General features: G+C 62.3%; 24 protein-coding genes, 1 tRNA gene and 1 riboswitch. Of the genes, 11 read left to right on the top strand and 14 right to left on the bottom strand.

Going from position 1 to position 24,640, the window contains the following annotated elements:
• Nucleotides 1–67 precede the first annotated feature (67 nt).
• Nucleotides 68–1,030, bottom strand: a complete 963-nt coding sequence (locus Q9K02_RS13425) for an SDR family NAD(P)-dependent oxidoreductase (RefSeq protein WP_305933351.1) — start codon at nucleotides 1,028–1,030, stop codon at nucleotides 68–70.
• 99 nt (nucleotides 1,031–1,129) lie between these two features.
• Nucleotides 1,130–2,380: a mechanosensitive ion channel gene (locus Q9K02_RS13420; RefSeq protein WP_305933350.1), complete on the bottom strand. Its 1,251-nt coding sequence runs from the start codon at nucleotides 2,378–2,380 to the stop codon at nucleotides 1,130–1,132.
• 109 nt (nucleotides 2,381–2,489) lie between these two features.
• Here Q9K02_RS13420 and Q9K02_RS13415 point away from each other — a divergent pair, with 109 nt between their 5' ends.
• Nucleotides 2,490–3,545 (top strand): isoaspartyl peptidase/L-asparaginase family protein, encoded by a 1,056-nt coding sequence (locus tag Q9K02_RS13415; RefSeq protein ID WP_305933349.1) that lies wholly within the window; start codon nucleotides 2,490–2,492, stop codon nucleotides 3,543–3,545.
• Between the two features lie 126 nt (nucleotides 3,546–3,671).
• Here Q9K02_RS13415 and Q9K02_RS13410 read toward each other — a convergent pair whose 3' ends face one another.
• Together Q9K02_RS13410 and Q9K02_RS13405 are read right to left on the bottom strand one after the other, a co-directional pair.
• A complete protein-coding gene (locus Q9K02_RS13410) occupies nucleotides 3,672–4,763 on the bottom strand; it encodes an OmpA family protein (RefSeq protein WP_278328973.1) in 1,092 nt (363 codons plus the stop codon).
• A 158-nt stretch (nucleotides 4,764–4,921) separates the two neighbouring features.
• Nucleotides 4,922–5,815, bottom strand: coding sequence for a prephenate dehydratase (locus Q9K02_RS13405; RefSeq protein ID WP_305933348.1), 894 nt, complete (start codon nucleotides 5,813–5,815; stop codon nucleotides 4,922–4,924).
• 132 nt (nucleotides 5,816–5,947) lie between these two features.
• Here Q9K02_RS13405 and Q9K02_RS13400 point away from each other — a divergent pair, with 132 nt between their 5' ends.
• Nucleotides 5,948–6,655, top strand: a complete 708-nt coding sequence (locus tag Q9K02_RS13400; protein WP_305933347.1) for a c-type cytochrome — start codon at nucleotides 5,948–5,950, stop codon at nucleotides 6,653–6,655.
• A gap of 61 nt (nucleotides 6,656–6,716) precedes the next feature.
• Here the strand turns inward: Q9K02_RS13400 and Q9K02_RS13395 are convergent, their stop codons facing one another.
• A complete protein-coding gene (locus tag Q9K02_RS13395) occupies nucleotides 6,717–7,376 on the bottom strand; it encodes an RlmE family RNA methyltransferase (protein WP_305933346.1) in 660 nt (219 codons plus the stop codon).
• Nucleotides 7,377–7,491: 115 nt separating this feature from the next.
• Nucleotides 7,492–8,700 carry a Ppx/GppA phosphatase family protein gene (locus Q9K02_RS13390; protein WP_305933345.1) on the bottom strand — a complete coding sequence of 403 codons (1,209 nt, stop codon included), beginning with the start codon at nucleotides 8,698–8,700 and terminating at the stop codon, nucleotides 7,492–7,494.
• Between the two features lie 189 nt (nucleotides 8,701–8,889).
• On the opposite strand from Q9K02_RS13390, the gene Q9K02_RS13385 reads away from it, so the two are divergent.
• Nucleotides 8,890–8,963, top strand: a tRNA-Gln gene (locus Q9K02_RS13385).
• Nucleotides 8,964–9,135: 172 nt separating this feature from the next.
• Nucleotides 9,136–13,224, top strand: coding sequence for a calcium-binding protein (locus tag Q9K02_RS13380; protein WP_305933344.1), 4,089 nt, complete (start codon nucleotides 9,136–9,138; stop codon nucleotides 13,222–13,224).
• A gap of 80 nt (nucleotides 13,225–13,304) precedes the next feature.
• Here Q9K02_RS13380 and Q9K02_RS13375 read toward each other — a convergent pair whose 3' ends face one another.
• Nucleotides 13,305–15,113 carry a CshA/CshB family fibrillar adhesin-related protein gene (locus tag Q9K02_RS13375; RefSeq protein ID WP_305933519.1) on the bottom strand — a complete coding sequence of 603 codons (1,809 nt, stop codon included), beginning with the start codon at nucleotides 15,111–15,113 and terminating at the stop codon, nucleotides 13,305–13,307.
• 195 nt (nucleotides 15,114–15,308) lie between these two features.
• A riboswitch (TPP riboswitch) is annotated at nucleotides 15,309–15,414 on the top strand.
• 32 nt (nucleotides 15,415–15,446) lie between these two features.
• On the opposite strand from Q9K02_RS13375, the gene thiC reads away from it, so the two are divergent.
• Entirely contained in the window at nucleotides 15,447–17,348 is a 1,902-nt protein-coding gene (gene thiC, locus Q9K02_RS13370; RefSeq protein WP_305933343.1) for a phosphomethylpyrimidine synthase ThiC, read from the top strand.
• 8 nt (nucleotides 17,349–17,356) lie between these two features.
• Here the strand turns inward: thiC and Q9K02_RS13365 are convergent, their stop codons facing one another.
• Genes Q9K02_RS13365 through Q9K02_RS13355 form a run of 3 tightly spaced genes read right to left on the bottom strand, consistent with a single transcriptional unit; the run spans nucleotide 17,357 to nucleotide 18,673 of the window.
• Nucleotides 17,357–17,788, bottom strand: coding sequence for a hypothetical protein (locus Q9K02_RS13365; RefSeq protein WP_305933342.1), 432 nt, complete (start codon nucleotides 17,786–17,788; stop codon nucleotides 17,357–17,359).
• 3 nt (nucleotides 17,789–17,791) lie between these two features.
• Nucleotides 17,792–18,133: a hypothetical protein gene (locus Q9K02_RS13360; RefSeq protein ID WP_305933341.1), complete on the bottom strand. Its 342-nt coding sequence runs from the start codon at nucleotides 18,131–18,133 to the stop codon at nucleotides 17,792–17,794.
• A 60-nt stretch (nucleotides 18,134–18,193) separates the two neighbouring features.
• The gene (locus Q9K02_RS13355; protein ID WP_305933340.1) at nucleotides 18,194–18,673 is read right to left on the bottom strand and encodes a response regulator transcription factor; all 480 of its coding nucleotides are present in this window, start codon (nucleotides 18,671–18,673) and stop codon (nucleotides 18,194–18,196) included.
• Between the two features lie 328 nt (nucleotides 18,674–19,001).
• Here Q9K02_RS13355 and Q9K02_RS13350 point away from each other — a divergent pair, with 328 nt between their 5' ends.
• Nucleotides 19,002–19,571, top strand: coding sequence for a hypothetical protein (locus Q9K02_RS13350; RefSeq protein WP_305933339.1), 570 nt, complete (start codon nucleotides 19,002–19,004; stop codon nucleotides 19,569–19,571).
• A 188-nt stretch (nucleotides 19,572–19,759) separates the two neighbouring features.
• Here Q9K02_RS13350 and Q9K02_RS13345 read toward each other — a convergent pair whose 3' ends face one another.
• Both Q9K02_RS13345 and Q9K02_RS13340 read right to left on the bottom strand, forming a co-directional pair.
• The gene (locus tag Q9K02_RS13345) at nucleotides 19,760–20,260 is read right to left on the bottom strand and encodes a YaiI/YqxD family protein (RefSeq protein ID WP_305933338.1); all 501 of its coding nucleotides are present in this window, start codon (nucleotides 20,258–20,260) and stop codon (nucleotides 19,760–19,762) included.
• Nucleotides 20,261–20,368: 108 nt separating this feature from the next.
• Nucleotides 20,369–20,878, bottom strand: a complete 510-nt coding sequence (locus tag Q9K02_RS13340) for a ferritin-like domain-containing protein (protein WP_305933337.1) — start codon at nucleotides 20,876–20,878, stop codon at nucleotides 20,369–20,371.
• Nucleotides 20,879–21,106: 228 nt separating this feature from the next.
• Between Q9K02_RS13340 and Q9K02_RS13335 the strand changes: the two genes are divergently transcribed.
• From Q9K02_RS13335 to Q9K02_RS13325, 3 genes are read left to right on the top strand one after another with little or no spacing between them, the layout of a single operon-like run.
• A complete protein-coding gene (locus Q9K02_RS13335; protein WP_305933336.1) occupies nucleotides 21,107–21,451 on the top strand; it encodes a hypothetical protein in 345 nt (114 codons plus the stop codon).
• The gene (locus Q9K02_RS13330) at nucleotides 21,444–21,848 is read left to right on the top strand and encodes a nuclear transport factor 2 family protein (RefSeq protein ID WP_305933335.1); all 405 of its coding nucleotides are present in this window, start codon (nucleotides 21,444–21,446) and stop codon (nucleotides 21,846–21,848) included. Before Q9K02_RS13335 ends, Q9K02_RS13330 begins: the two co-directional genes overlap by 8 nt.
• A gap of 27 nt (nucleotides 21,849–21,875) precedes the next feature.
• Nucleotides 21,876–22,205 carry a hypothetical protein gene (locus Q9K02_RS13325; RefSeq protein ID WP_305933334.1) on the top strand — a complete coding sequence of 110 codons (330 nt, stop codon included), beginning with the start codon at nucleotides 21,876–21,878 and terminating at the stop codon, nucleotides 22,203–22,205.
• 24 nt (nucleotides 22,206–22,229) lie between these two features.
• Here Q9K02_RS13325 and Q9K02_RS13320 read toward each other — a convergent pair whose 3' ends face one another.
• Nucleotides 22,230–22,769 (bottom strand): hypothetical protein, encoded by a 540-nt coding sequence (locus tag Q9K02_RS13320; RefSeq protein ID WP_305933333.1) that lies wholly within the window; start codon nucleotides 22,767–22,769, stop codon nucleotides 22,230–22,232.
• Nucleotides 22,770–22,972: 203 nt separating this feature from the next.
• On the opposite strand from Q9K02_RS13320, the gene Q9K02_RS13315 reads away from it, so the two are divergent.
• Nucleotides 22,973–23,317: an HPF/RaiA family ribosome-associated protein gene (locus Q9K02_RS13315; protein WP_305933332.1), complete on the top strand. Its 345-nt coding sequence runs from the start codon at nucleotides 22,973–22,975 to the stop codon at nucleotides 23,315–23,317.
• Nucleotides 23,318–23,348: 31 nt separating this feature from the next.
• On the opposite strand, the gene Q9K02_RS13310 is transcribed toward Q9K02_RS13315, so the two are convergent.
• Nucleotides 23,349–23,768 (bottom strand): pyridoxamine 5'-phosphate oxidase family protein, encoded by a 420-nt coding sequence (locus Q9K02_RS13310; protein WP_305933331.1) that lies wholly within the window; start codon nucleotides 23,766–23,768, stop codon nucleotides 23,349–23,351.
• A 262-nt stretch (nucleotides 23,769–24,030) separates the two neighbouring features.
• On the opposite strand from Q9K02_RS13310, the gene Q9K02_RS13305 reads away from it, so the two are divergent.
• Nucleotides 24,031–24,609: a fasciclin domain-containing protein gene (locus Q9K02_RS13305; RefSeq protein ID WP_305933330.1), complete on the top strand. Its 579-nt coding sequence runs from the start codon at nucleotides 24,031–24,033 to the stop codon at nucleotides 24,607–24,609.
• Nucleotides 24,610–24,640: the final 31 nt, after the last annotated feature.

The following is a 24,640-nucleotide window of genomic DNA, read 5'->3' as shown; positions in this document are numbered from 1 at the left end:
ATTGCAATGCGCGGTGGTCAGGTTGTTCGCAGCTAAGCAGGGCCGGGTTACAGGATCCGCGAAAAATTCAGTAGGCGAATGTCTCGCCGACCATCTCCTCGCTCATGGCCCAAAGCCTTTCCGCATTATCGCGATCGATGGCGTAGCTCTTCACCCCACCGGTCGTATCCTCGTCGTCCTGATTGGCGACATGGCAATCCTCGCAATAGACGCCGCCCGCGCCTTCCAGCTCGTCTGTGGTGGCGACCCAGCAAGTGGTCGCCGCGCCCTGCGGGATGGTCTTGAAGCCCTGCGGCTCCTCGCCGCTCTTCTCCGCCATCTTCTTGATGCGGTTCATCATCCAGGCCATGTCTTCTTCGGTCATGTGGCGGCCGAGATTGGTCTGGATGCCGCCCGGATGCAGCGCATAGGCATGCACGCCCTTGTCGCCGAGCCGCTGCTCGAGCCCGACGGAAAACAGAATGTTGGCGGTCTTGGACTGACCGTAAGCCGTCCACTTTTCGTAATCGCGCCCCTGATAATTCGGGTCGTCGAAATGGACGTGGTCGAAATGGTGGCCGCGGCTGGAAAGGTTGACGATCCGCGGGCGATCGCCCTTCTCGACCAGCGGCATCAGCAGGTTGGTGAGCAGGAAGTGGCCCACGTGGTTGGTGCCGAACTGCAGTTCGAAGCCTTCCTCGGTCCGCTCCAGCGGCGGAGCCATGACCCCGGCATTGTTGATCAGCAGGTCGATCTTGTCGAAGCGTTCGTTCGCTTCTTTCGCGGCTTTGCGCACACTGTCGAGCGAGGCCAGGTCGCAGACGAGGGTTTCGACTTTCGCGCCGGTCGCATCGGCGATCTCTCGCGCGGCATGGTCGAGCTTCGTCGCGTCGCGGCCCGACAGGATGATATGCGCGCCCCTGGCCGCCATCGCCCTTGCGGTCTCCTTGCCGAGGCCGGAATAGCCACCCGTGATCAGCGCCGTGCGCCCCGACAAATCCTTGCCTTCGAGGACCTCGTCCGCCGTGCTGGAAAACCCGAATTCGCTCATGCCGCTCTCTCCTCGTATCTCTAGGCAGGTGACCTAACACGAAAAACGGGGCGCGGGATTAGAAATTCCCGCGCCCCGTTCATTGGGTTCGCTTGGCGATCAGGCGCCCGGGGGCAGGGGATCCTCTGCCCTGGGCGCGGCCTTGCGGCTGCGCTTCGGCTTCGGTGCTGCGGGCGAGCCGCCTCCGCCGAGATCGCTGTCCATCTGATCGAGCTTGCGCGCCGCCCAATCGCGGCCGCCAAGGCCGAAGGCGAGGGCGCCGGCCACCGCCACACCGGCGATCAGGATCGTCAGCGCATTGGCCGGGATCATGCCACCAATGCCGGTAAACTGCAGGCCCATGAACACGAACAGGATGATCGTCGCCCAGCGCACGATTGTGGCTGCCGTCGCGTTCTCCCCGTCACCCGAGATCAGGCGGGCGAGGAGATTGGCAATGAAGAAGCCGAAGGCGATCACGACTGCGCCGAAGATCACCCGGCCGCCCAGTTCGAGCACCTGGTCGAGGATCGCGGTCAGCTCGGGAAAGCCCAGCAGGCGCGTTGCGGCGATGGCGAAGAACAAGATGATCGCCACCTGCACCACACGGGCGATGATGCCCGATGCGGTCGTGCCTTCACCCACCATGCCGGTTTCCGCCAGCGCCCGATCGACGCCGAGGCCGGGCAGCACTTCCTTGAGCACCTGAACGACGAAGCGGCTGATCAGATAGCCGATGCCCAGCAGGATCGCTGCGGCGATGATGTTGGGAATGGCGTTGAAGATCAGTTGCAGCATGGAGCTGGCCGGGCCGCTGATGCTATCGATGCTCAATGCTTCGAGCGCCATGATCGACACGAATATCACGATGATCGCATAAACGATCGTCGCGATGGTCTTGCTGATGGCGCTGTTGCCCGTGACGCTGTCCACGCCGCCGCGATTGGCCCATTTGTCGAAATCGACGGTCTGCAACGTCGTCATGATCAGGTCGCGCACGATCCGTGCCACCATCATGCCGATGAAGAAGATCAGCCCCGCACCGATTAGGTTGGGGATGAAATCGACGATATTTTCCAGCAGGCTGTCCACCGGTCCGGCAACCGCCCCGAGGCCGAGGATCTGTAGGATGACCAGCAAGCCGAACAGCCAGATAAGCAGGCTGACGATCTTGCCGAGGCTTTCGCCCAGCGATGTCCCGCTACCTGTGTGCCGCTGGAAGAATGAGATATTGTCGACCAGCTTGGCAAAGGCCCATTTGGCGGCCTTCGCGGCCAGCCAGGTAATGACCAGCACGATAAGTGCGAGCCCGACCTTCTCGATGACGTTCATCGCCACCTCCTGATCGAACCGGTAATTCCCGATACGCATTGAATTTCTCCCCAGTTTCCCCCTCGCGATGACAGCCTAACATGTTGTGGCATCTTTACAAAATCGGGAGCTCTGGCGGGTGGACAACTCCGCATGCTAAGCCCGTAAGATGCACAAACTGACCAGAGCCGTCACCGGCACCGCCGCCCTCTTCGCCATCGCCGTCGCTGCGCCTGCCGGTGCGCAGGAGGAGGCACCGCGCTGGTCGATCGCCATTCACGGCGGGGCGGGAACCATCCGGCGCGAAGACATGACGGCAGAGCGCGACGCGGCCTATCGCGCCGCCCTGAAGGCCGCGCTCGACGCCGGTGCGAAGGTTCTGGCCGAGGGCGGCAGCGCGCTCGATGCGATCGAGGCGGCAATCCTGCTGATGGAGGACGATCCGAAATTCAACGCCGGGCGCGGCGCGGTCTATACCTGGGAGGGGGAGCACGAGCTCGACGCCTCGATCATGGACGGGCGGGACCGCGATGCCGGCGCGGTGGCGGGCGTTACCGGCATTCGCCATCCGATCCTGCTCGCGCGCAAGGTGATGACCGACAGCCCGCATGTGATGCTGGCAGGCGAGGGGGCGGAGCAGTTCGCCGCCGAACAAGGTATCGAGACTATGCCGCCCGAATGGTTCGATACCGAGGCGCGGCGCGAGGCGCTGGAGCGGATGAAGGCGGACAAGCTCTCCGCGCTCGATGTCGATATCAAGTTCGGCACGGTCGGCGCAGTTGCGCTGGACCGGGACGGCAACTTGGCCGCGGGCACTTCGACCGGCGGGATGACCGGCAAGCGCTGGGGCCGCATCGGCGACGCGCCGATCATCGGGGCGGGCACCTATGCAGACAATCGCGCCTGCGCGGTCTCGGCGACGGGATGGGGCGAGTTTTTCATCCGCTTGGGGGTGGCGAAGGATATTTGCACGCGACTAACGTTCCGCTCGCAAATCCGCGGTGGAGCGCCGTTCGATGAAGGCGTCGAACTGACTGACGCTGAAAGCCAACAGGAAATCGACGCAGTGATCGCAGATGTTGGCCAGCTTGGAGGTGATGGTGGGGTAATCGTCCTAACGCCCGAAGGCCACGCGCTCTATGCTATGAACACCGCGGGGATGTATCGCGGACGGGCGACAAGCACCGGCGAGAGCGAGGTCGCGATCTACGCTGACGAAGAGTAGCGCGTCTGCCGTCTAGCCCGGTGGCGGGCTACCGGATCACAAGCAGCTTCCAGATAGAGCACAAAAAAGGGGACCGGATCGCTCCGGTCCCCTCTCGGTGTTTTCGCTTTGGGGCGAAAACCCTGATTACATGCCCGAACCCGGACCGTAGGTGATTTCCACGCGACGGTTCTGCAGTTCGCGGACGCCGTCGGCGGTCGGAACGCGGAGCTGGTTCTCACCGAACGCTTCGCTGGTGATCCGGCCACCCGGTACGCCGCGGCTGGTCAGATAGTCGCGAACCGAGTCGTTACGACGTTCTGCCAGACCCATGTTGTAGGCCGCCGAACCCGAGGTGTCGGTGTGACCTGCCAGCATGACCGCTGCCGTGCCGCAGTTGGTGTAAGCCGAAACCGCATTGTCGAGGATCGATGCCGCTTCCGGCGTGATCGTCGATTCGTCCCAGTTGAAGAAGACGATGTACGGACCCGTCGCACAGGGTGCTTCCGGCGGCGGGGGCGGCGGCGGAGGCGGGGGCGGCGGGGGAGGCGGCGGCGGGGGCGGCGGAGGCGGCGGCGGGGTTGCGCCACCGAAGTTGAACGCGATCGAGCCGAGCACCGAATGGGTGGTGAAATCGCCCTTCCACGCGCTGGAGCCGTTCTCGCCGCCAGCGGTGAAATCGTCGATATGATAGTAGCGATAACGCAACGCGACATCGATCGTGTCGGTAAGCGGAGCGCGCACGCCGGCGATGCCCTGCCATGCGAACTCCCAGTCGCTGCCGTCGATTACCGGAGCAGCGGCGAGCGTCAGGCGCGGGTCGAGCTTGGCGGCACCGCCGCCGACGCCGAAGAAGAACTGGACGCCATCGTCTGGACCGAAGTCCGCGAGGATGTTGCCCATGAAGCTCAGCGTGGAGACGTCGCCGTCGATAAGGCCACCGTCGAAGGTGGCACCACCGGCCTGCAAGGCGTCGAAATCGGTGTTGCGATAGGCGGCTTCGACTTCCGTGCGGAACTGGCCGAAGTCGTGACCGACGATGATCGCACCGTCGTAACCGAAGTCGTCAGGCTCCAAGGTTGCCGGGCTACCGGTATTCGGAGCGATTTCGCGAACGTCGATATCTTCCGCGATCAGCGGGCCGAAGCCGAGTTCGACATAGGTCTGTCCATCACGAGCGATGGCAGGCGTGGCGAGTGCTGTAGAGCAGATCGCCGCAACAATTATTGGCTTGCGCATAGTGAATCCCTCATCATTATTCGAACGAATAAATGCGAGAAGGAAAAGGGCCTGAAAGGAAAAGGTTCCCGTTTATTTTCAGAGTCTGGATGTTTTTCGTTCGACCCGTCGAACTTCAGAAACGACTCGCCGAAAGATTTTCGCTCGGCGGGCTTCCGTTAGCCGCGCTTCCTTGCTTGAGGGTAGCTACCGAGCAGGCGGACCTGGTTCGTCTGAAAGGCAAGCTCCTCCAGCGCGGTATCGACGCGTGGATTGCCCGGAACCCCCTCTATGTCGGCAAAAAACTGGGTGGCGGCGAAGCTGGCGCCCTTCTGGTAGCTTTCCAGCTTGGTCATGTTGACGCCGTTGGTCGCGAAACAGCCCAGCGCCTTGTAGAGCGCGGCCGGGATGTTCTTCACCTCGAAGATGAAGGTCGTCATTGCCGACGTCCCGACCAGCGTCGCGGCGTCGAGCGGTTCCTTCGCGAGCACGACGAAGCGGGTCGTGTTGTCATGCGCGTCCTCGACCTCGTCCTCGATGATCTTCAGGCCGTAGAGATCGGCCGCCAGCGGTGGGGCGAGCGCGGCGATGAACGGGTTCCCGCTTTCCGCCACGAAGGCAGCCGCGCCGGCTGTGTCGGCATGGCTGAGCCCCACGATCTCGCGTTCGGCCAAAAACTGGCGCGACTGTCCAAGCGCCTGCGGATGGCTGTAGGCCGCCTCGAACGGCCCCTCGCCCAGCGCCATGAGCGCGTGGGTGATGCGCATAAAATGCTCCGCAACGATATTGAGGCCGCTTTCGGGGAGCAGGAAGTGGATATCGGCCACGCGCCCGTGCTGCGAATTCTCGATCGGGATCATTGCGCAGCCCGCACGGCCGCTGTCGACCGCTTCCAGCGCATCTTCGAAGCTGAAACAGGGCAGCGGCAGCGCCTCGGGCGCGAACTGCATCGCCGCCTGGTGCGAATTCGATCCGGGTGCCCCGCCGAAAGCAATAGCGCGCATCGGATCACCCGCCGCAGCGGACCGCATGGAATCAACCATCTCAAGAGCTGGCTTGGCAAATTGGCGCATGGCGCAGCGTTACGGGCGGCCTACGCGCGGTTCAAGAGCTATTGCACGAAGCGCACTTGCGCCCGCCCGCTTGCTTCACTAGAGCGGCGCGCAACCATCGAACCAACAGATTTTTTCGCAGGCAAGCACGCAATGGACGACCGTTTCAATACCGCCGCCGGCTGGGTCCTTTTCGCCGGTATCGTCGCGCTCGGCAGCTCGATCGCATCGGGCATGTATTTCCATGCGGACAGCGGCGAACTGCCAGAGGGCGCGGAGCCTGGCTATTTCGTGCAGGGCGAGGAAACCGATGCGGGCGCGGATGCGGGGCCGGATCTCGGCACACTTCTGGCCAACGCCGATGCGGCTGCGGGCGAGGCGGTCTTCGCCAAATGCACCGCCTGCCATACGATCGAACAGGGCGGCGCCAATGGCATCGGCCCGAATCTATACGGCACGATGGGTAAGGCTATCGCCGGCCACGCGGGCTTCGCCTATTCCAGTGCCTTGTCCGAAAAGGGTGGCCAGTGGACTTGGGAGAACATGAACGAGTGGCTCACCAGCCCGCGCGCTTTCGCAAGCGGCACCAAGATGAGCTTTGCCGGCCTGTCCAAGCCTGAAGATCGCGCCAATGTGATGGAATATATGTCCACGTTCGGCGGTGCGCCTGCCAAGCCTGCACCCGCAGCTCCCGAAGTCGAGAGCGAAGACGTTGCAGGCGAAGCGCCAGGCGCAGGTCCGGGCGCGGTCGAAGGCGAACCCGCCGATCCCGCGCAGGCGGCTGGCGCCATGAGTGCCGATCAGCCGGTGCCTGCCGCGAACGCCGCCGGCGACAACGAAGGGGCGACCAAGGTCGACTAGGCGCCAGCTTCGTATTTGACGAGAAAAGGCCTCGCTTCGGCGGGGCCTTTCCGTTTGTGGCTTAGCCCTTGAAACCCTGAGCTATGACATACCACTCACTGGAACCCTTGCGGCTGGCGGGAGGCTTTGCATGCTTCACCGTCTTGAAGTGCTTCTTGAGCAAGGTGAGCAGGTCGTTGTCGGTCCCGCCCGCGAGGACTTTGGCAAGATAGGTCCCGCCTAGCGCGAGGTTTTCGATCGCGAACCAGGCGCCGGCTTCGACCAGGCCCATGGTGCGCAGGTGATCGGTCTGTTTGTGGCCTACGGTATTGGCGGCCATGTCGCTCATCACCAGCTCGGCCTTGCCTCCCAGTGCCTCTTCCAGCACGCGCGGCGCATCGTCGTCCATGAAGTCCATCTGGAAGATTTCGACGCCCTCGATCGGCTCCACTTCGAGCAGGTCGATGCCCACGATCAGAGCTTTGGGCTTGCGCTTGCGTACGACCTGGCTCCAGCCGCCGGGCGCGATACCGAGATCGACGACGCGGGTTACGCCATTCAGCAACCCGTATTTCTCATCCAGCTCGATCAGCTTGTAGGCCGCGCGGCTGCGATATCCTTCGGCCTTTGCTTGCTTGACGTAGGGATCGTTGAGCTGGCGCTGTAGCCAGCGGGTCGAACTCGCCGTTCGCTTCTTCGCGGTGCGAACCCGCGTTTCGCGATCCTTGCCGGAGCGGGCCATTATATTTTTCCGTTTGCGTGCGTGCCGGACATCCGTCCGGCCGGTGCCGCAAGGAAAGCGCGGATGCGCTTTCCGCACCCGAAAAAGAAACCGCCACCCGGAATGCTACTACTAATCATACATCCTGCTCCCGCATCTTCTGCATGGCCGCGCGGCTGCGTTCGCCGTCGGCATCGGCGGCGATCAGGCTGCGCAGGATGCCTTCGCGAATGCCGCGATCGGCCACGCCGAGCTGGACCGAGGGCCAGATGTCGAGGATCGATTCCAGGATCGCGCAGCCGGCGATGACGAGATTGGCGCGATCGTCGCCGATGCAGGGCAGCTGGCGGCGGTCGGCCTCGCTCATCCGCGAGAGGCGCGTGGAAATGTCGCGCATTGCCTGCGAGGGCAGGATCAGGCCGTCGACGGCGCGGCGATCGTATTGCGGCAGTTCGAGATGCAGGCTGGCAAGCGTGGTCACCGTGCCGCTCGTGCCGAGTAGGCGGATGCCGTCGCTCGAGCGCGCATGCTCGCCGATCCGCTCGGCAAAGCTGCGGAAGCTGCGGGCGACCGTCCGGCGCATTTCGCGATAGCGATCGAGCCGGCCTTCCTCGCTGCCGTCCGACGGCCCGACAGTATCGGTCAGCGAGACGACACCCCACGGCACGCTCAGCCAGTCGAGGATGCGCGGGACCGGGCCGCCCGGTTCGACCAGCACCAGCTCGGTCGAACCGCCGCCGATGTCGAAGATGATCGCCGGGCCGGTCCCGTCTTCCAGCAGGACATGGCAGCCGAGCACCGCCAGTCGCGCTTCCTCCTGCGCGGAGATGATGTCGAGGACGATGCCGGTTTCCTCTTTCACCCGCTCGATGAACTTCGGGCCATTGGCAGCGCGGCGGCAGGCCTCGGTCGCGACCGAACGTGCGAGGCGGACATTGCGGCGCCTCAGCTTTTCCGCACAGACCTGCAGGGCGGCAAGCGTCCGGTCCATTGCCTCGTCCGACAATCTTCCGCTCGCAGCGAGGCCTTCGCCGAGCCGGACCACGCGGCTGAAGGCATCGATCACGGTGAAATCCGCTCCGCTCGGCCGTGCGATCAGCAGGCGGCAGTTGTTCGTGCCAAGATCGAGCGCGGCGTACGCCTGGCGGTAGTGCGTGTTCGGTCGGGCGTTTGCGCCCGGTCCACGTCCGGCTGTGCCTTCGTGCGGCGCACGGGTGCGAGCTTCGCCTCTCGTCTGGTCGGGCCGGGCGGGGCGCTTGTAGCGAAAATCGGCTACCTTGCCGGACTTGTCGCCCCGTTTGCGTCCAGGCCCCCTTGTGATGTCCGGCGGAGGACTGTCCGCCATTATAAGGAGCTTTCTTGTTCCTCCCGCACCAACCATTGGGCGCGGGGACTTGGTGCCGATGCTAGCCGTGAAGCGCAAAGGGGGCAAGAGGCGCCGCCGGAGCGGGGTTGACCTCGGCAGACGGCGAAACTAGATGGCCCACCTCTCCCGCGCGCAGTACACGATTCTGCGCGGCCCGGTGAGCGCCGATGCCCCGTCGTCTAATGGTAAGACTACGGACTCTGACTCCGTCAATTGAGGTTCGAATCCTCACGGGGCATCCAATTTTCCGTTTTAGGAATAGTGCTCAACTAGTCTGACGAAACCTGCTGCCGATAGTGACGTAAAGTCCTCGTTTGGCAGAAAACGTCTTGTGCTCCGCAAATTCGCTCGACCAGACAAAAACTGCCCGTAAACACTTGGCTATTGGGTCAATCTGGGCAGGGAATACTGGTCATGCGTTTTACCGGCACTGAAGGTGGCGACTACATCGAGGGTACCGACGGCGACGACATTCTCGAAGGTCTCGGCGGTGATGACGACATCACGGGCTTAGGTGGCAACGACCGCATCGATGGGGGTGCGGGTAACGACAACCTCTTCGGCGACGACGGCAATGACACGATCATCGGTGGCGATGGCCATGACTATATCGACGGCGGGTTTGGCGACGATTTGCTTTATGGCGGCGCCGGCGACGATTCCATCCAGGCGAACTGGGGTAGCGATATTGTCCGCGCAGGCCTCGGCAACGACTCCATAAACTTCGATCGTTCCTATTATGGAGCAGAGGCATCTTCGAGCGTTCTTTACGGCGGCGATGGCGGTGACAGTTTCCGGATCTTTCTGGGTTACAACCAAGTAAATACCGTCGTGACCGCCTATGGAGAGGCTGGGATCGATTGGTTCAGCCTCTCCGGCGGTTTCGGCCAGGCAACGGCTCATGGCGGCGATGGCGGCGATCGCTTCGACATCTACCTGAGCGGAGCGAGCTTCACGATAAGCCTCGGCGCAGAGACCGATTATATGGTCCTGCGCCAGGTGGATTGGGGGCATGTCGCCATGGTGGTCACCGATTTCGACACCGGTGCCAACGGTGACGTACTGGTGTGGGACGAAATTCCCCATCAGATGACCGGCATGCCTTATGGCAGCAATCCGTTCTCGACCGGCCATGCGCGCTTGCTCCAGAACGGAACCGACACATTATTGCAGATCGACCGGGACGGTTCGGGCACCGGCTATGATTTCGAAACGCTGATCCGGTTCGAGAACACCCAGGCGAGCACCTTCAACGAGGCCAATGTCGGCTTCGACACCAGCGGCGAGCCGCCCGTCGGCGAGACCATCAACGGAACGGACAACGCCGACTACCTGGTTGGCACTGCCGGGGGCGATACGATCTACGGCCGCGGCGGAAACGACGATATATACGGCTTCCTGGGCGATGACATTGTCTATGGCGGCGCGGGCATCGACTCGATCACCAGCAGCGCCGGCAACGACCGGTCCTATGGCGAGGATGGGGACGATTACCTCTTCGCCTATCGCGACGAAGGAATGGGCACCAGCCAGGACCGCATCCTGCTCGACGGCGGCAACGGCAACGACCTTCTATTCTTCAACATCCGCGATACGCAGTTCGCCGGTACGCTGACCGCTATCGGCGGCGCAGGGGACGATCTGATCGGAGCGAGCGGGGAAGCGGGCAATGTCGTCGTTCGCGCCGGTGCCGGCAATGACGAGGTTAATGTCGAAACCTACGGCATGCAGTGGGACATACGGCTCGGCGATGGGCAGGATATCGTCCGCATCTTCGGCGGGTATTCCTATTACGACTACAACCAGACGCTCGGCGAAGCGAGCAGCATCACGATCGGCGATTTCCAGACGGGGGAAAACGGCGACGAGATTGTTCTGAGCGACTCGCTCATCGAGACTCTGACGGGCTGGTACGACGACGGCGGGAATCCGTTCGCGGGTGGCTACCTGCAGATGATCCAGTACGGCAGCGACGTGCTGCTGCAGTACCGCCATACGTCCGGGTATTACGTGACGATGGTCACCTTCCAGGACACGGCCCTGACCGATTTCGTCTACAGCAATCTCGGCTACAATTACGACGGCACGCCCGGTCCGGGGATTACCTGGTACGGCAGCCAGTATGACGATTATTACCAAGGTACCGAAGGCGGCGACACACTCTACGGCCTTGGACAAAACGATACCGTTTATGGCTTGGCCGGCGACGACAGCATTTACGGTGGCGACGGGAACGACTGGCTGGACGGCAATGGCGGATCAAACGACTTGTTTGGGGGGAACGGCAACGACACCTTGTCCAGCACAGGGGTGAACGACCGGCTTTACGGCGGTGAGGGCGACGACCAGCTGACCCTCAGCCGGTATGACACCGATCCGGTCGGCAGGGTGCTTATGCAGGGCGGCAACGGGAACGACGGCTTCGGCGGCCAGATTTACAACGCGACCCGGGTCGACGCCATCGGTGGCGCAGGGCGCGACGCCTTCTATTTTAACGGCAATGAAGGCTCGGTCGTCATCCGGGCGGGTCTCGACGACGATACCGTCTGGCTGACATTCAACGGCCTGGCGATGGATGTGGCGTTGGGGAGCGGACGCGACACCTTGCGGTTCGATCCCTATGCCCTGACACCGTCGGGCGATCTCGACATAGTCATCCGCGATTTCGACACCGGCGCAGGTGGCGATTTGATGCAGATCGACGAGCTGGTCTATCTCGGTATCTACCGGGGGCAGAACCCTTTCCTCACCCAAGACATGCGTTTCTGGCAGGACGGTTCGGACGCCCTATTGCAGGTGCGCGACTATAGCGGCGAGTGGGTCACCGTCGCGACGTTCCAGGATCATGACATCTCGGACTTCGCCAACGGCTGGTCGGTCAATTACAATCCCGGCACTGAGTCGCTCACTGGCGGTGCGGGCGACGACCTGCTGCGTGGATCGTGGGGTTCCAACACCCTTCGCGGCGGCGCGGGTAACGATACGCTTCGCGGACTTGCAGGGGACGACTTCCTCTACGGAGAGAACGGCACGGATCGAATGTACGGCGGCGAAGGCGACGATCACATGCGCGGCGGCTATGGCGGCGATACGCTGGTAGGCGGCGCGGGCGCAGACGAAATCTTCGGTGACGGCGGCGACGACGCTATCGACGGCGGCGACGGCGACGATGCGCTGTTCGGCGGAGACGGGGCCGACACCATTTCCGGCGGACGCAACAACGATGTCATCGACGGCGGTGCCGACGACGACCAGCTGTACGGCGGCATGGGCATGGACACGCTCACCGGCGGGCAGGGTAACGACCTTTTGAATGGTGGCAGCGGCAACGACCTGCTCTACGGCCGTGCTGGCAACGATCGCCTGTTCGGCGGCGCGGGTGACGACTGGCTGGAAGGAAACGGCGGAGCCGACACGTTGAACGGCGAGGCTGGCGCCGACACCCTGATCGGCGGTGACGGCAACGATACGCTGAATGGCGGAGGCGGAAACGACAGTCTTTCCGGTGACGCCGGGCGCGACCTTCTGGTGGGCGGCTACGGAGCAGACGTGCTTTCCGGCGGCGATGATGACGACGTACTTCGCGGCGGCGGCCAAGACGACATGCTGCAGGGCGATGGCGGTGACGATCAGCTGTTCGGCGACGACGGCGCCGACCAGCTCGATGGCGGGTCCGGGGCCGATTACCTCAGCGGCGGCACCGGAAGCGACCTGCTTTATGGCGGTATCGGCAACGATCGGCTCATCGGCGGTCTTGGCGACGACGGCATGGACGGCGGTGACGGGGACGACATCCTCGATGGCGGGGCAGGCAACGATATACTTCTGGGCGAAGGCGGCAACGATCACCTGACGGGCGGTGCAGGCTTCGATCTGCTGTTCGGCGGTTCTGGCAGCGACACGTTGGTGGGCGGGGCCGATCACGACGAGCTTTACGGAGAAGCGGGCGCAGACCGTCTCTTCGGCGACGATGGCGACGACATTCTGTTCGGCGGAGATGGGGACGACCGTCTGGAAGGCGGTGCGGGCCTCGACCTGCTGTTCGGCGGCGATGGCGCCGATATGCTGACCGGGGGAGGCGGGACCGACGTCTTCATCTTCGATAGCCACCTTGGCGCAGGCAATGTCGATACCATCACCGACTTCGCGGTAGGCACCGATGGCATCATCCTCAATCTCGGCATCTTCTCCGGAATAGGTTCGGAAGGCGTGCTTGATGCCGCGGCGTTCCGCGCCGGAACCAGTGCAAGCACGGCCAGCCAGCGGATCATCTACGACAGTTCTACCGGCAACATCTGGTACGATGCCGACGGCAGCGGCGCACAGGCCAAGGTGCTGTTCGCCAAGGTCGATGCCGGCACGCAGCTGACCGCGTCGAGCTTCGAAGCCTACGACTTCCAGCAATTTTCGGCCTCGAACCCCTTGGCTGACAAGGTTTCCGGAATGGCCGCTGCCGATAGCCTGGCGGATGCACTCACGGGTGCCGACGTGATCTACTGGTAAGGGTAGACGCGGCAGCACCTGGCGTTCGCCAGCAACTGATCTGCCGGATGGCTGGAGCGAGTGGCGCTAATTCGGCGCCTTCATTCTACTACCATCCGGTATCGAAGAGTGAAGCTGGGATGCGCTGTTCCGTCGGATGCCCGCAGCGTCCCGGCCGGTGAAAAGCGAATCGCTGTAACGGCAGGATCCTGCGGCCCGGCAGGCGCGTATCCGAAGGGGTTCCCGCCAGACTGGTTGGAATAGGCGACATTGCTGCCGCTATTGAAAGTCAGCCCGCTGGCAATCGGCCCATCAGTGAATACCGGCGTAAAGGTTGTCAGCCATGCCATCGCCTCGTCGGGTCTGTCGAAAAGGCGCAGGGTCGAGGCGTCCGTAGGGGCGTCACCCGTGTTCGTCACGGTAACCGTATATTCGATAATGGCGCCGGGTATCGCCATCGGGGCGGAACTGTCTCCCGAAGACGACACCACTCGCGATGCTTTGCCAACCGTAAGGATCGCGGCCGGTGCGTTGCGCGTATTGGTGATTGTACAGACAATGATATCACCGAGTTTGGGAATGACCGTTCCTGTCGATCCCCCTGACGGCAGACTGGTTGTCGAAGACCCGTTACGGTTCACGCATGCAAGGCGGGGCGCGTACCTTGAAAGGATTGTCGTTCCACTTGCGGTTTCGGTAAATCGATAAGTGCTCCCGGCCGTGGCGGACAAAAGGCCCGACGTCGAAGGGCTTACGGTCGCGCCGGTCCCGGTAGTTGTAAACGCCGCCACCTGCGCGTTCGCGGTGTCGTCGCGAATCGTCAGCGTGAACTGATCGGTCGTGAAGATACGGCCGGCGGATGCTATGGCTGTGCGAAGCTCGACGCGCGGGTAAGGCGTGTTGGTGAAGATGCAATCGACGAAATCGCCGAATTGCAAGGTCCCGAAATTGTAGCTGGTCGTAACGACATTTCGGGGCATGACGGTGGTGGAGGCGGTATTCGCATTGGTACAGGTAAGCGAGCCCCGATAATCGGCTAAGTTACTGGAGCTTCCCGGGAGCATCTCTTCGCGAAGGACGAGAGGCACGCCTGACGTCGACGAGAAAACGGCTGCGGGGAAGGGGCCGCGATCGGTTCCGCTCGTCTGGCCTTGCGCATAAACGGTAGCACCGCTGGTGGAACGGATCGAGAAACGGAACTGGTCGCTATCTGCGATACGAGGACCCTCGATCTGTTTGCTTAGTGTGATCGACGCAAAACGGATTGCGAGCATGACGCCCTGAAGTCCTGCACCCTGCATGGTGACCGTGGCTGATGTCGGGTTGAGCGAGCTGACGATAAACGCGCCGACATTGCCTGATTGGCCGCCCCCCGCCGCACGGAACGTGGTCGTGCCCACACCGGTCGTGACCGGATATTGCATACCGCTGATCGGTGCCACGCGGTCCAGGATCTGCCAGGCACCGCCATTGGTCGTGTATTGCTGATACTCGGAATTGTCGGTCGACTCCGCATCGGCGACCACGAAAGCGTACTGACTTGCCTGAGCAACTCCAGCTGGCGGAATGACGGTGATGTTGGTTATGTTGAGCGTGGTAAGTGATCCTGCCGCACCTTGATAGAGGATCGGGCGGCCCGGAATGTTGAGGAAGCTGCTGTTGCCCACTGCCGCGCCCGTCCAGCTGGGTGCGGTGGCGCTGAAGAGCGCGGTCCCCGCCGTAGTCGGCGTATTCGTAACTCGCAGGCGGAACGTCAGCCGCGATCCGTCGGGCAAGTTGTAACTGAGCGATTGTCCGGTGGCGGAACGGGCAATCGTATCGTTGTAGATGTTCATGTTGAGCCAGCAATACGTCTCCCATGACGATGGAGCCGCGCCCCGGGCCCCTGCTCGTGAACAGTCTTGCGCCATTGCTGTTTGCGATTGGAAAAGCACCAGCAGGCCGCAGGTGAGCAGCAGGACTCGTAGAACGAGTGGCAAGCAACTGGTCGGTATTCTCGTCACTGGCCGCTCGATACGACAACACGTTTAAATGATGGTAAACGCCGCGTTCACTATCCGCCCTCGCACTGGCCTTGCGCCAGGGCCGCGCAGGGTTTAGACCATTTCCGATCCCCGGGGAGCCATGAGGCTGAGAGGGCGGTTGAAGTCCGCCGACCCGTCGAACCTGAACCGATTAGCATCGGCGGAGGGAGTGGGCGGCGCGATAAATCCGCTCTTCTTCCGTCATGAGGAGAGAAGCGCATGGCCGACATCAATTCCAAATTCGACATCGGAGTGACCACCGGCCCGATCCGCGGCAGCCGCAAGGTCCATGTCGGTGCGAAGAGCGGCAGCGGCGTGCGCGTCGCCATGCGCGAGATCGATCTCGAGGGCGGCGAACCCAGCGTGCGCGTCTACGACACCAGCGGCCCCTACACCGATCCCGATGCCACGATCGACATCCGCAAGGGCCTCGAACAGAAGCGCCGCGAGTGGATCATGGCGCGCGGCGATGTCGAGGAATACGATGCGCGCGAAGTGAAGCCCGAAGATAACGGCCAGCTCGGCCCCGACCGTTCGGGCGGCGTACCCGGCTTCCCCAATGTCGCGAAGAAGGTGTTGCGCGCCAAACCCGGCATGAACGTCAGCCAGATGCACTATGCCCGCCGCGGGATCATCACGCCCGAGATGGAATATGTGGCCGAGCGGGAGAACCTCGGCCGCGAGATGCTGCGCGAGGAAGCCGCCCGCCTCACCGCGCGCAACGATGGCCAACCCTGGGGCGCCGAGCTGCCCGATTACGTCACGCCCGAATTCGTCCGCGACGAGGTGGCACGCGGCCGCGCGATCATCCCTTCGAACATCAACCACCCCGAAACCGAGCCCATGGCGATCGGGCGCAATTTCCTCGTCAAGATCAACGCCAATATCGGCAATTCCGCCGTCGCCTCCGACGTCGCAAACGAGGTCGACAAGATGGTCTGGTCGATCCGCTGGGGCGCGGACACGGTGATGGACCTCTCGACGGGCCGCAACATCCACGACACGCGCGAATGGATCATCCGCAACGCGCCCGTCCCCATCGGCACCGTGCCGATCTACCAGGCGCTGGAAAAGGTCGGCGGCATTGCCGAGGACCTCACTTGGGAAATCTTCCGCGACACGCTGATCGAGCAGGCCGAACAGGGCGTCGACTATTTTACCATCCACGCCGGCGTGCGCCTGCCCTATGTCCCGATGACCGCCAAGCGCGTCACCGGCATCGTCAGCCGCGGCGGTTCGATCATGGCGAAATGGTGCCTCGCGCATCATAAAGAGAGCTTCCTCTACGAACGCTTCGACGAGATCACCGAGATCATGAAGGCCTATGACATCGCCTATTCGCTGGGCGACGGCCTGCGCCCCGGCTCGATCGCCGACGCCAATGACGAAGCCCAGTTCGCCGAACTCTACACGCTGGGCGAACTGACCAGGCGCGCCTGGGAGCAGGACGTGCAGGTGATGATCGAAGGCCCCGGCCACGTGCCGATGCACAAGATCAAGGAGAACATGGACAAGCAGCTGGAGGCCTGCGGCGAAGCGCCCTTCTACACGCTCGGGCCTTTGGTCACCGATATCGCGCCGGGTTACGACCACATCACCAGCGGCATCGGCGCGGCGCAGATCGGCTGGTACGGCACCGCCATGCTCTGCTACGTCACGCCCAAGGAACACCTCGGCCTGCCCGACCGCGACGATGTGAAGGTGGGCGTGGTGACCTACAAGCTCGCCGCCCACGCCGCCGACCTCGCCAAGGGGCACCCCGCTGCCAAGGTCCGCGACGACGCGCTCTCGAAAGCCCGCTTCGAATTCCGCTGGCGCGACCAGTTCAACCTCAGCCTCGACCCCGACACGGCCGAGCAATATCACGACCAGACCCTCCCCGCAGAAGGCGCCAAGACCGCCCATTTCTGCTCCATGTGCGGCCCCAAATTCTGCTCGATGAAGATCACGCAGGAAGTGCGCGACTTCGCCGCCAAGCAGAACTCGGACAGCTACCTCGCGAGTGAGAACATCAAGCGCGAGACCTCAGCCGAAGAGGTCGAGGAAGCGCGCGAGGGGATGGAGGAGATGAGCAAAGTTTACCGCGAAAGGGGCGAAAAATTGTATTTGCCCGAAAGCTGATCTCAATCTTAAGGAACGTCTGGACGAGCTTGCGACCGGCCATTCGATCTGCTGTCCATCACGAGGCCGACCGCCATTACAAGCAGGGACGGGAAGGACATGGCTGTGCTTGCGAAGAAGAGGATATTCGCCTCCGCAGGCGGCAGTGCAAATGCCAGTAGGCCGAGGATCACGGCGGCCCAAAGGATGCCCGCAAACCAAAGCGGCCAATACCGCGACGACTTCACGGCATAATAGGTGACGCCGACGGCGAGAAGCGTGTCGATGATGCGCACGAGGACCCGTCGCTCGTATTCACCGAAGAAACCGGTCAGTGATGTTGCGACGATCGCAGCCGTAACGATGAGCATCATCTTGTGATCGTCGCGATCGCCCAATTGCCAGACCAGGCCGATCAGGCCGAAAAAGACAATGTAGAAACCGATCGCGACGATAGTCATGGTTCAGGCGTCCTGTGTGGCCGTGGATGGGTGTGCCTGGAAGCCGAAATTTCCATCCGGGCATCCGAAAGATACCGCTTCGAGATTGGACGCTTTCTGTATCTTGATCATTTCAAGCGTGGCGGAACCGAGCCGCTGACGCCCGGCAATCAGCATCGACAGACCTTCGCCGAGTTCGGACAGCGCAGCCTGCGGCGCGTTGACTGGAAGGCTGGAGGAATTGCTGGCTTCCACGATGCTTGCGCATAGGTTGGCCGCCGAAATCAGTGCCTTGTCGATCATGGCTATGGATTGCTGGGTTTCGCCGGCCACTACTCGACCGGATGTTTCTTCGATCTTGAACATGTTTTCTCCTTCTACTCCAAAGCTTCAGGCTCTGGGGGGGCAAGAAAACCATCGCATTGCCTATTCTGCCATCGCCGATAGCGCCAAAACGGACAGAATGATCGCGTTGACGACGACGAGAACGATCAGGGTGATCCTCGTAATCCAGATCAACCGTTGGGCCGGACCGTCGGTATTCCTACGTCCACCCGGGGGAGGTAAAAACGCGTTACGGCGCGTTCTCCGGACTTGGTGTTCAGTCGGCGGCTTCGGCGCGATGAGATAATTCTCAGTCGCTGGGCCCTTCAGAACGATGGAAGAGCTCTCAGCGATATTTGTCTGCGCGCTTTCGAGCTCCTGAATTTTTCGGACGGCCGCTGCCCGATTGCCGACATCGAGAGCATCCATCACGGCGAAGATATGGGCCTCGACCGTCCGATGGGAAATGCCCAATTTTCTGCCAATTTCCTTGGACGACATTCCCTCGCCAACCATTTCGATACATTCGAGTTGGCGGGGCGTAATATGTACGCGGGATAATGTCTCGTTCGGCAGTTTCAAAATCGCTCCAAATCGGATGAGATTTAACGAGCGGGAATGGTCAAAGTAATTTCTACAAAGATTAAAGGAGATTACTAGCTATAGCTTAGGCTTCCAGCTTTCTAATCAAATACGGTAAAATTACGGTGACCCATAAAATGTATGGCGGATAAATAATCCACATTTGATTTCCGGCGCTATCCTTTTCGATACGAGACACTATCCTTTTTGTTCCGGGACCAGTCTTTCGACAAGTGTCCTGAGCTCGCTTGGTGTGGTGTGGCCGGCGACGATCTCGTGATAGCCGATGCCCGCCTTGCGAGTTTCTGTTGTCCTACCGCTTCGCTGCTTGAGGACGGGCTTCCTTCTTCACCGCATTGCGCGCGGCGGCTATACGCGCAACATGGATGCCGACTTGAAATCGCGCTTGATGTCGGCGCTGTTCGACAAGCCCCTCGTCACCAATACCTTCCGCGGTACGCTTGTAGAGGCAATCTTGGCGCAGGTTCTGGAACCCGAATGGCGGTGGTGCTCTGCCGATTTGGCTTCGCACGATTTCGAGAATGGCGCTGGAGTAAGACTCGAAGTGAAGCAGTCGGCCGCTTTACAGAGTTGGCACGAACCCAGCCTCCGCCCCAATCGCGGTCGCTTCGATATCGAGGCGCGGACAGGCCGCTACGAAGGCTTGCACTGGATCGATGAGCCGGGCCGTGCGGCGCAGATCTATGTCTTCGGCTGGCACGGTGTGGCCGATCCGCAGCGTGCAGATCATCGCGAGCCTGCCCAATGGCAATTCCATGCCGTGAGGGCTGCCGACTTGTCCGATCAGAAAACAATCGCACTATCGCGTGTCGGAGCGATGGCGGAGCCGTGTGCGATCGGCGAAATCGCTGAAAGGGTCAGGGCGCTCGCGGCCTGAAAAGGGGGTCTTTCCTACTCCGCCCGAACCTGTTGTCATGCGGTCCATGTTCACGCTCCGCCCCTCCCAAGACCGTCCGCCGAGCGCCTGCACACCCCCTCAAACTTTTTTGCCCCAGGACTGTGGTCCATGCGGTCCATGTGATGGGACTGGCAGGAGGCAAGTCCTGCAATCGTCCTACACGCCGCTCAGGCCCTGGCGAGCTTCACCAGCACTCGGTCCAGCGCCTGCAGGAAGTTGGACCGGTCCGCCTTGCCGAACGGGGGCGGGCCACCTCCGGCCGTGCCGAGGGGACCGTCCATCCCGGCGCGCAGGTCTTCCATGATCGCGCGGGTGGCGATCGCGCTGCCGATGCTGGCGGCATCGAAGGGCTTGCCGTCGTGGCGCAGCACCGTCGCGCCCGCCTTTAGGCAGCGTTCGGCCAGCAGGATGTCGGCGGTGATGACCACGGTGCTTGGGGATGCGTTCTCCGCGATCCAGTCGTCTGCCGCGTCGTATTTTGGTCCATTCGGGCCGTCGGAGACCACCACCCGCTTCACCCGCTCGCTCACCGGCACGCGGAAGGGACTGTTGCTGACCACGCGGACATGGGCCTTGTGACGCTCCGCCACGCGGTAGATCTCCTCCTTCACCGGGCAGGCATCTGCATCGACCAGGATCGCGGGCGTGAGGGGCATGGGCGCAGGCATGGCCGATCCCCTAGCCGAGTGGCGCGATGCCGGTAAATGGCGGCTGGACACCAAAAGCCCCGCCGCGCCATGTGGCGGGCGGGGGTCCGATGGTCCATCGTGGCCGGATCAGGCGGCTTCGGTCTCCTTCGCGCGGAGGTTGGCGCAGCGTTCGGCGAGGTCGGTCATCTTCTCGTCCGCCTCGTAGCAATTGGCGGTCAGCTCATCGAGCTTGGCCACATGGTCGTTCTTGCCCAGCGCCTCGGCATAGGCCTTGGCCGTGCCGAAGCCGCAGATGCCGTAGTGGCTCATGCGCTGGTATTGCGAGATCAGCACCACGTCGCGCACGTCGCCATCGTCAAAATCGGCTTCGAGCACGTGCTTAGTGGCTTCCTTGACGAGGCCTTCCATGCCCTTGCAATGCTCCTTCTCGGAGATGCCGCAGTCGGAGAGCAGCTCCTTCACCGTCGCGGTGCTGTCGGCAATGCCGTCGGCGGATTTCCTGAGCTTGTCGGCGAGCGAGCTGTCGTCGGTGGCATCGGCCATCTTGCGGACGATTGTCTCCATCTGCTCGTTCGCGGACCAGTTGTCCTGCAGTTCGTGGGTGTAGCAATCGGTGAGATTCTTGGGGGCTGACATGGTTGGGTTCCTTGTAAGGGCGGGGCAGCAGTGTGCGCCTTGCCGTGATGCTGCACCGACGGGTGAGGGCGCGCGCGCGTTCCGTCCATCCGGCTCATATGCGCGCAGGCGGTAGCTGGGCGGGGCGAGGGGAGCACGCTCTCCCTTCGTCGCCGTGCACCTATCGACAAGCGGGCAAACTCCCGCCACTCTCCCGGCAAGATCCGCCGCTGCGAGAAGGGGAGCGCCATGGCCGATACCGAACCCGCCGCCATACTGGACGACAAGCGCGAGCGACGGCGATTGCCGGTCGTCGGCCTGGTCCTGACCGCGCTCTATCTGGCGGGGCTGGTGATCTATCTGACGGTGCAGGGGCAGAACCCGGCGGACTTGCGCCTCAACGAGCTGGGCGATTTCCTCGGCGGGGTGTCCAGCCCGCTGGCCTTCCTGTGGCTGGTGCTCGGCTTCTTCCAGCAGAGCCGCGAGATCCGTTTGTCGAACCAGGCGCTGCATCTGCAGGCGGCGGAAATGAAGCGCTCGGTCGACGAACACCGCCGCATCGCGGAAGGGAACAGGGAGAGTGGAAATGGCTGATGCAACCGAAACCAACCGCGCGCTGATCGAGAAAGCTTTCGAAGGTCTGCGCCACGGCGATCCGTCGCACTTCCTTCCGCTGTTCGCGGAGGAAATCGAGTGGCGGGTCATGGGCTCTTCCGCCTGGTCGAAACATGCCAAGGGCCTCCCTGCAGTGGAGCGCGACCTCGTCGGCCCGCTGTTCGCGCGCTTCGCCGGACCCTATCTCAATATCCCCGAACTGATCCTCGCCGATGGCGATCACGTGGTGGTGCTGGCCAAGGGCGATGCGGAAACGGTGGAGGGTCTGCGCTACGACAACGACTACGCCTTCGTGTTCAGGCTAGCGGACGGCAAAATCGTCGAGGTGCGTGAGTATATGGACACGATCCTGGCAGACGCGGCTTTGGGGCGGTAGGATCGAAGGCAGCCAAGGAGAGGCGCGATGGAGTTCTGGCCAATCGTCTTCTGGGCGGCCGCAGCCTATAACGCCGTGATCGGCGCGGGCAGCCTGTTGCAGTCCGGCGCTCCGCGCGAGGGCAGGGTCATCGGCCTGCTCGTGGTGGCGTTCGGCGTGGTCTATGCCATCGTCGCGCTCGACCCGGTGCGCTTCGGGCCGATGCTGTGGGCAGGCGTGCTGGGTAAGGCGGGTGTCGTCGCGCTGATGGCTCCGGCGCTGCGGGAGCTGGAAACGCCGAAAGCGCTCGGCTGGATATTGGTGGGCGATGCCGTGTTCGGCGTGCTATTCCTCGCCTTCCTGCTCGGCATGGGATGAGGTGGCGACGGGTGCCGCCTCGCCTCATAGTCCGTCGAAATCGATATCGACCACGCGTCCGCGGCGATCGATCATGCATTCGAACTCGCCGCTGTCGCCGTCGTCGTAATCGTAATCGTTCCAGCCGTCGCGCTCGTAATGTCCGGCGATGCGGATGTCGCCTTCGACCTTGAGCAGCCGGCCGTCGCGGTCGACATCTTCGATTTGAGTCACATTGGCCGGTCCCCAGCGGCGGGCTTCGTTCTCGGCGACATAGACGCAGCGTTCGATCAGCTCGCGGCTGTACTGCATGCGGTGCTCGCCATCGTAATAGCGGCCTTCGTAGCCGCGGTCGTAGTAGTAATCGTCCCCATATCGGCGGTCGCGGTACCGATCATCGTCGTCATCCCCGCCGAGGATCGCGGCGAGCCCGCCGATGATGACGGCCCCGGCGATTACCTCTTCGGTGCCGATGTCGCCACCGTCGTCGTCGCCATCGAGATCGAAATCCTGGGCTGCGAGCGGTGCCGTGAAGAGAGCACTTGCGGCGATTGCGGCGGTGAGGGGAGCGAGGCGTATGGTCATGGGTCAGATCTTCCCAACCGGCGTCGACCGGTCTGCGAGTGTTGAAATGCTTATAGAAAATCAATGAGTGGTGGCGTGCGGCGTTCCGAACAGGGAGCGATTTGTCGCGGTCCAGGCACAGCGAAAAATGAATTTGCTCTGGAAACCTGCAGGCCGAGACCCATTTCTAACTATGAGAGAAACAATCGAGAGGAGCGATCCCGATGCAGGTCCAGTTCAATTCCGACAGCAGCGTTATGGGAACCGAAAACGTCGCCGAACGAATCGAGGCGAGCGTGCGCGACAAGCTGGCGCGCTTCGACGAGCGCCTGACCCGGATCGAAATTCACGTGCGCGACGAAAACGGCGCCAAGCATGGTGCCGACGACAAGGCCTGCACGATCGAGGCGCGCCCGCGCGGCGGCAAGCCGGTCGGCGTGACAGCCAAGGCCAGCAAGGTAGACGATGCTGCGCGCATGGCGGCAAATACGCTCGCCCAGCGGCTCGAGCGCCACTTCGGCAAGGAAGGCCGCCACGGCCACGACCCGCGCCCCGATAAGGTCATGTGAGCACGGGTCGACCGAGGTTCCGCGCAAGTGCTCAGGGCGTAAGTTCGCCCTGGTCGCGGCCTTCCCACCACGCGATCCGGTCGGGCGATACTTCGATCAGCACCAAGCCATCGGTGTCGAGACCGTTTTCGAACCACTTCTCGAGATCCTTGACCCAATGCTTTTCCAGCGTTGCACGGTCGCGATGGAGCTTGCCGGTCCCTTGGACGGCGCAATAGAATTCGCCGCTGGAATAGGTCGCGCCGCACTGGTCCGAACGCTTGAGGTCGTCGTCGATTCGGCCATCGTCCGTCGCAAAATGGTAGGTGGTTCCGTCCTCGGCGCTGACGTCCTTATTGTTCGACATCGGTCGAGCGGCGATTGCGCCTTCGGCACCGGTTTTGGTGACGAGCATGGCGATGTCGATCGACTTCAGCTTGGCGGCGATATCGGAAATGGTGCGGTCAGGCATAGGCTTTTCCTCGTGTTGAGAGCAGGTCAATCATGAACGAGCGAATCCATCCGAAGTGCCAGAGGCGTGAGGGGGGCTCATTGAGATCAACTCGTGACCGTCTCGACCTTGGTTATGCCTCGTTTCGTCTCAGCTTCGCGCCGATTGGACACAATTTCGCCCAAATCGGAAACATCCAGCTGGGTTTGTCGTTCGTATCTTGAAGCGGCGGCTGGAAGAGCCTGTCGCCGACACGCTCACTCTCTTCAAAAAAGGGTTAGATATGAACAAGCTTACAATCGCGCTCGCCTCGGCTGCCTCGCTGGCTATTGCCGCCTGTGCAGAACCGGTCGAAGAAACGCCGACGACCGACGACACCGCCGCTGCCGACCAGATGGCGAATGACACCGCCGAGACCGGCACCATCGTGGAAGTCGCGCAGGGCGACGAACAGTTCTCGACGCTAGTCAGCGCTGTGACGGCTGCCGAACTCGGCGATACGCTCTCGGGTGACGGTCCTTACACCGTTTTCGCACCGACCAACGACGCTTTCGGAAAGATCCCTGAGGCGACCCTGACCGAGCTGACCACGAACGATACGGAGACGCTCGGCAACATCCTCACCTACCACGTGGTGGAAGGCAATGTTGATGCGGCTACGCTGACGCAGGCGATTTCCGATGCGGGTGAAGATGGCTATACGATCAATACCGTCAATGGCGGCACGCTCACTGCCAATGTCGTCGACGGCAATGTCGTCCTGACCGATGCTGCCGGTGGCACGTCGACCGTGACGGCAACCGATGTTGCTGCATCGAATGGCGTGATCCACGTCATCGATACCGTGCTTATGCCGCAGTAAGCGCTCGATAATTCGCATAGAAAAGGGCGAC

Origin of the sequence: Qipengyuania profundimaris (assembly GCF_030717945.1) — a bacterium.
GTDB lineage: Bacteria > Pseudomonadota > Alphaproteobacteria > Sphingomonadales > Sphingomonadaceae > Qipengyuania > Qipengyuania profundimaris.
Note: the sequence above shows the minus strand (reverse complement) of the source record. Positions and strands in the feature narration are given on the sequence as shown.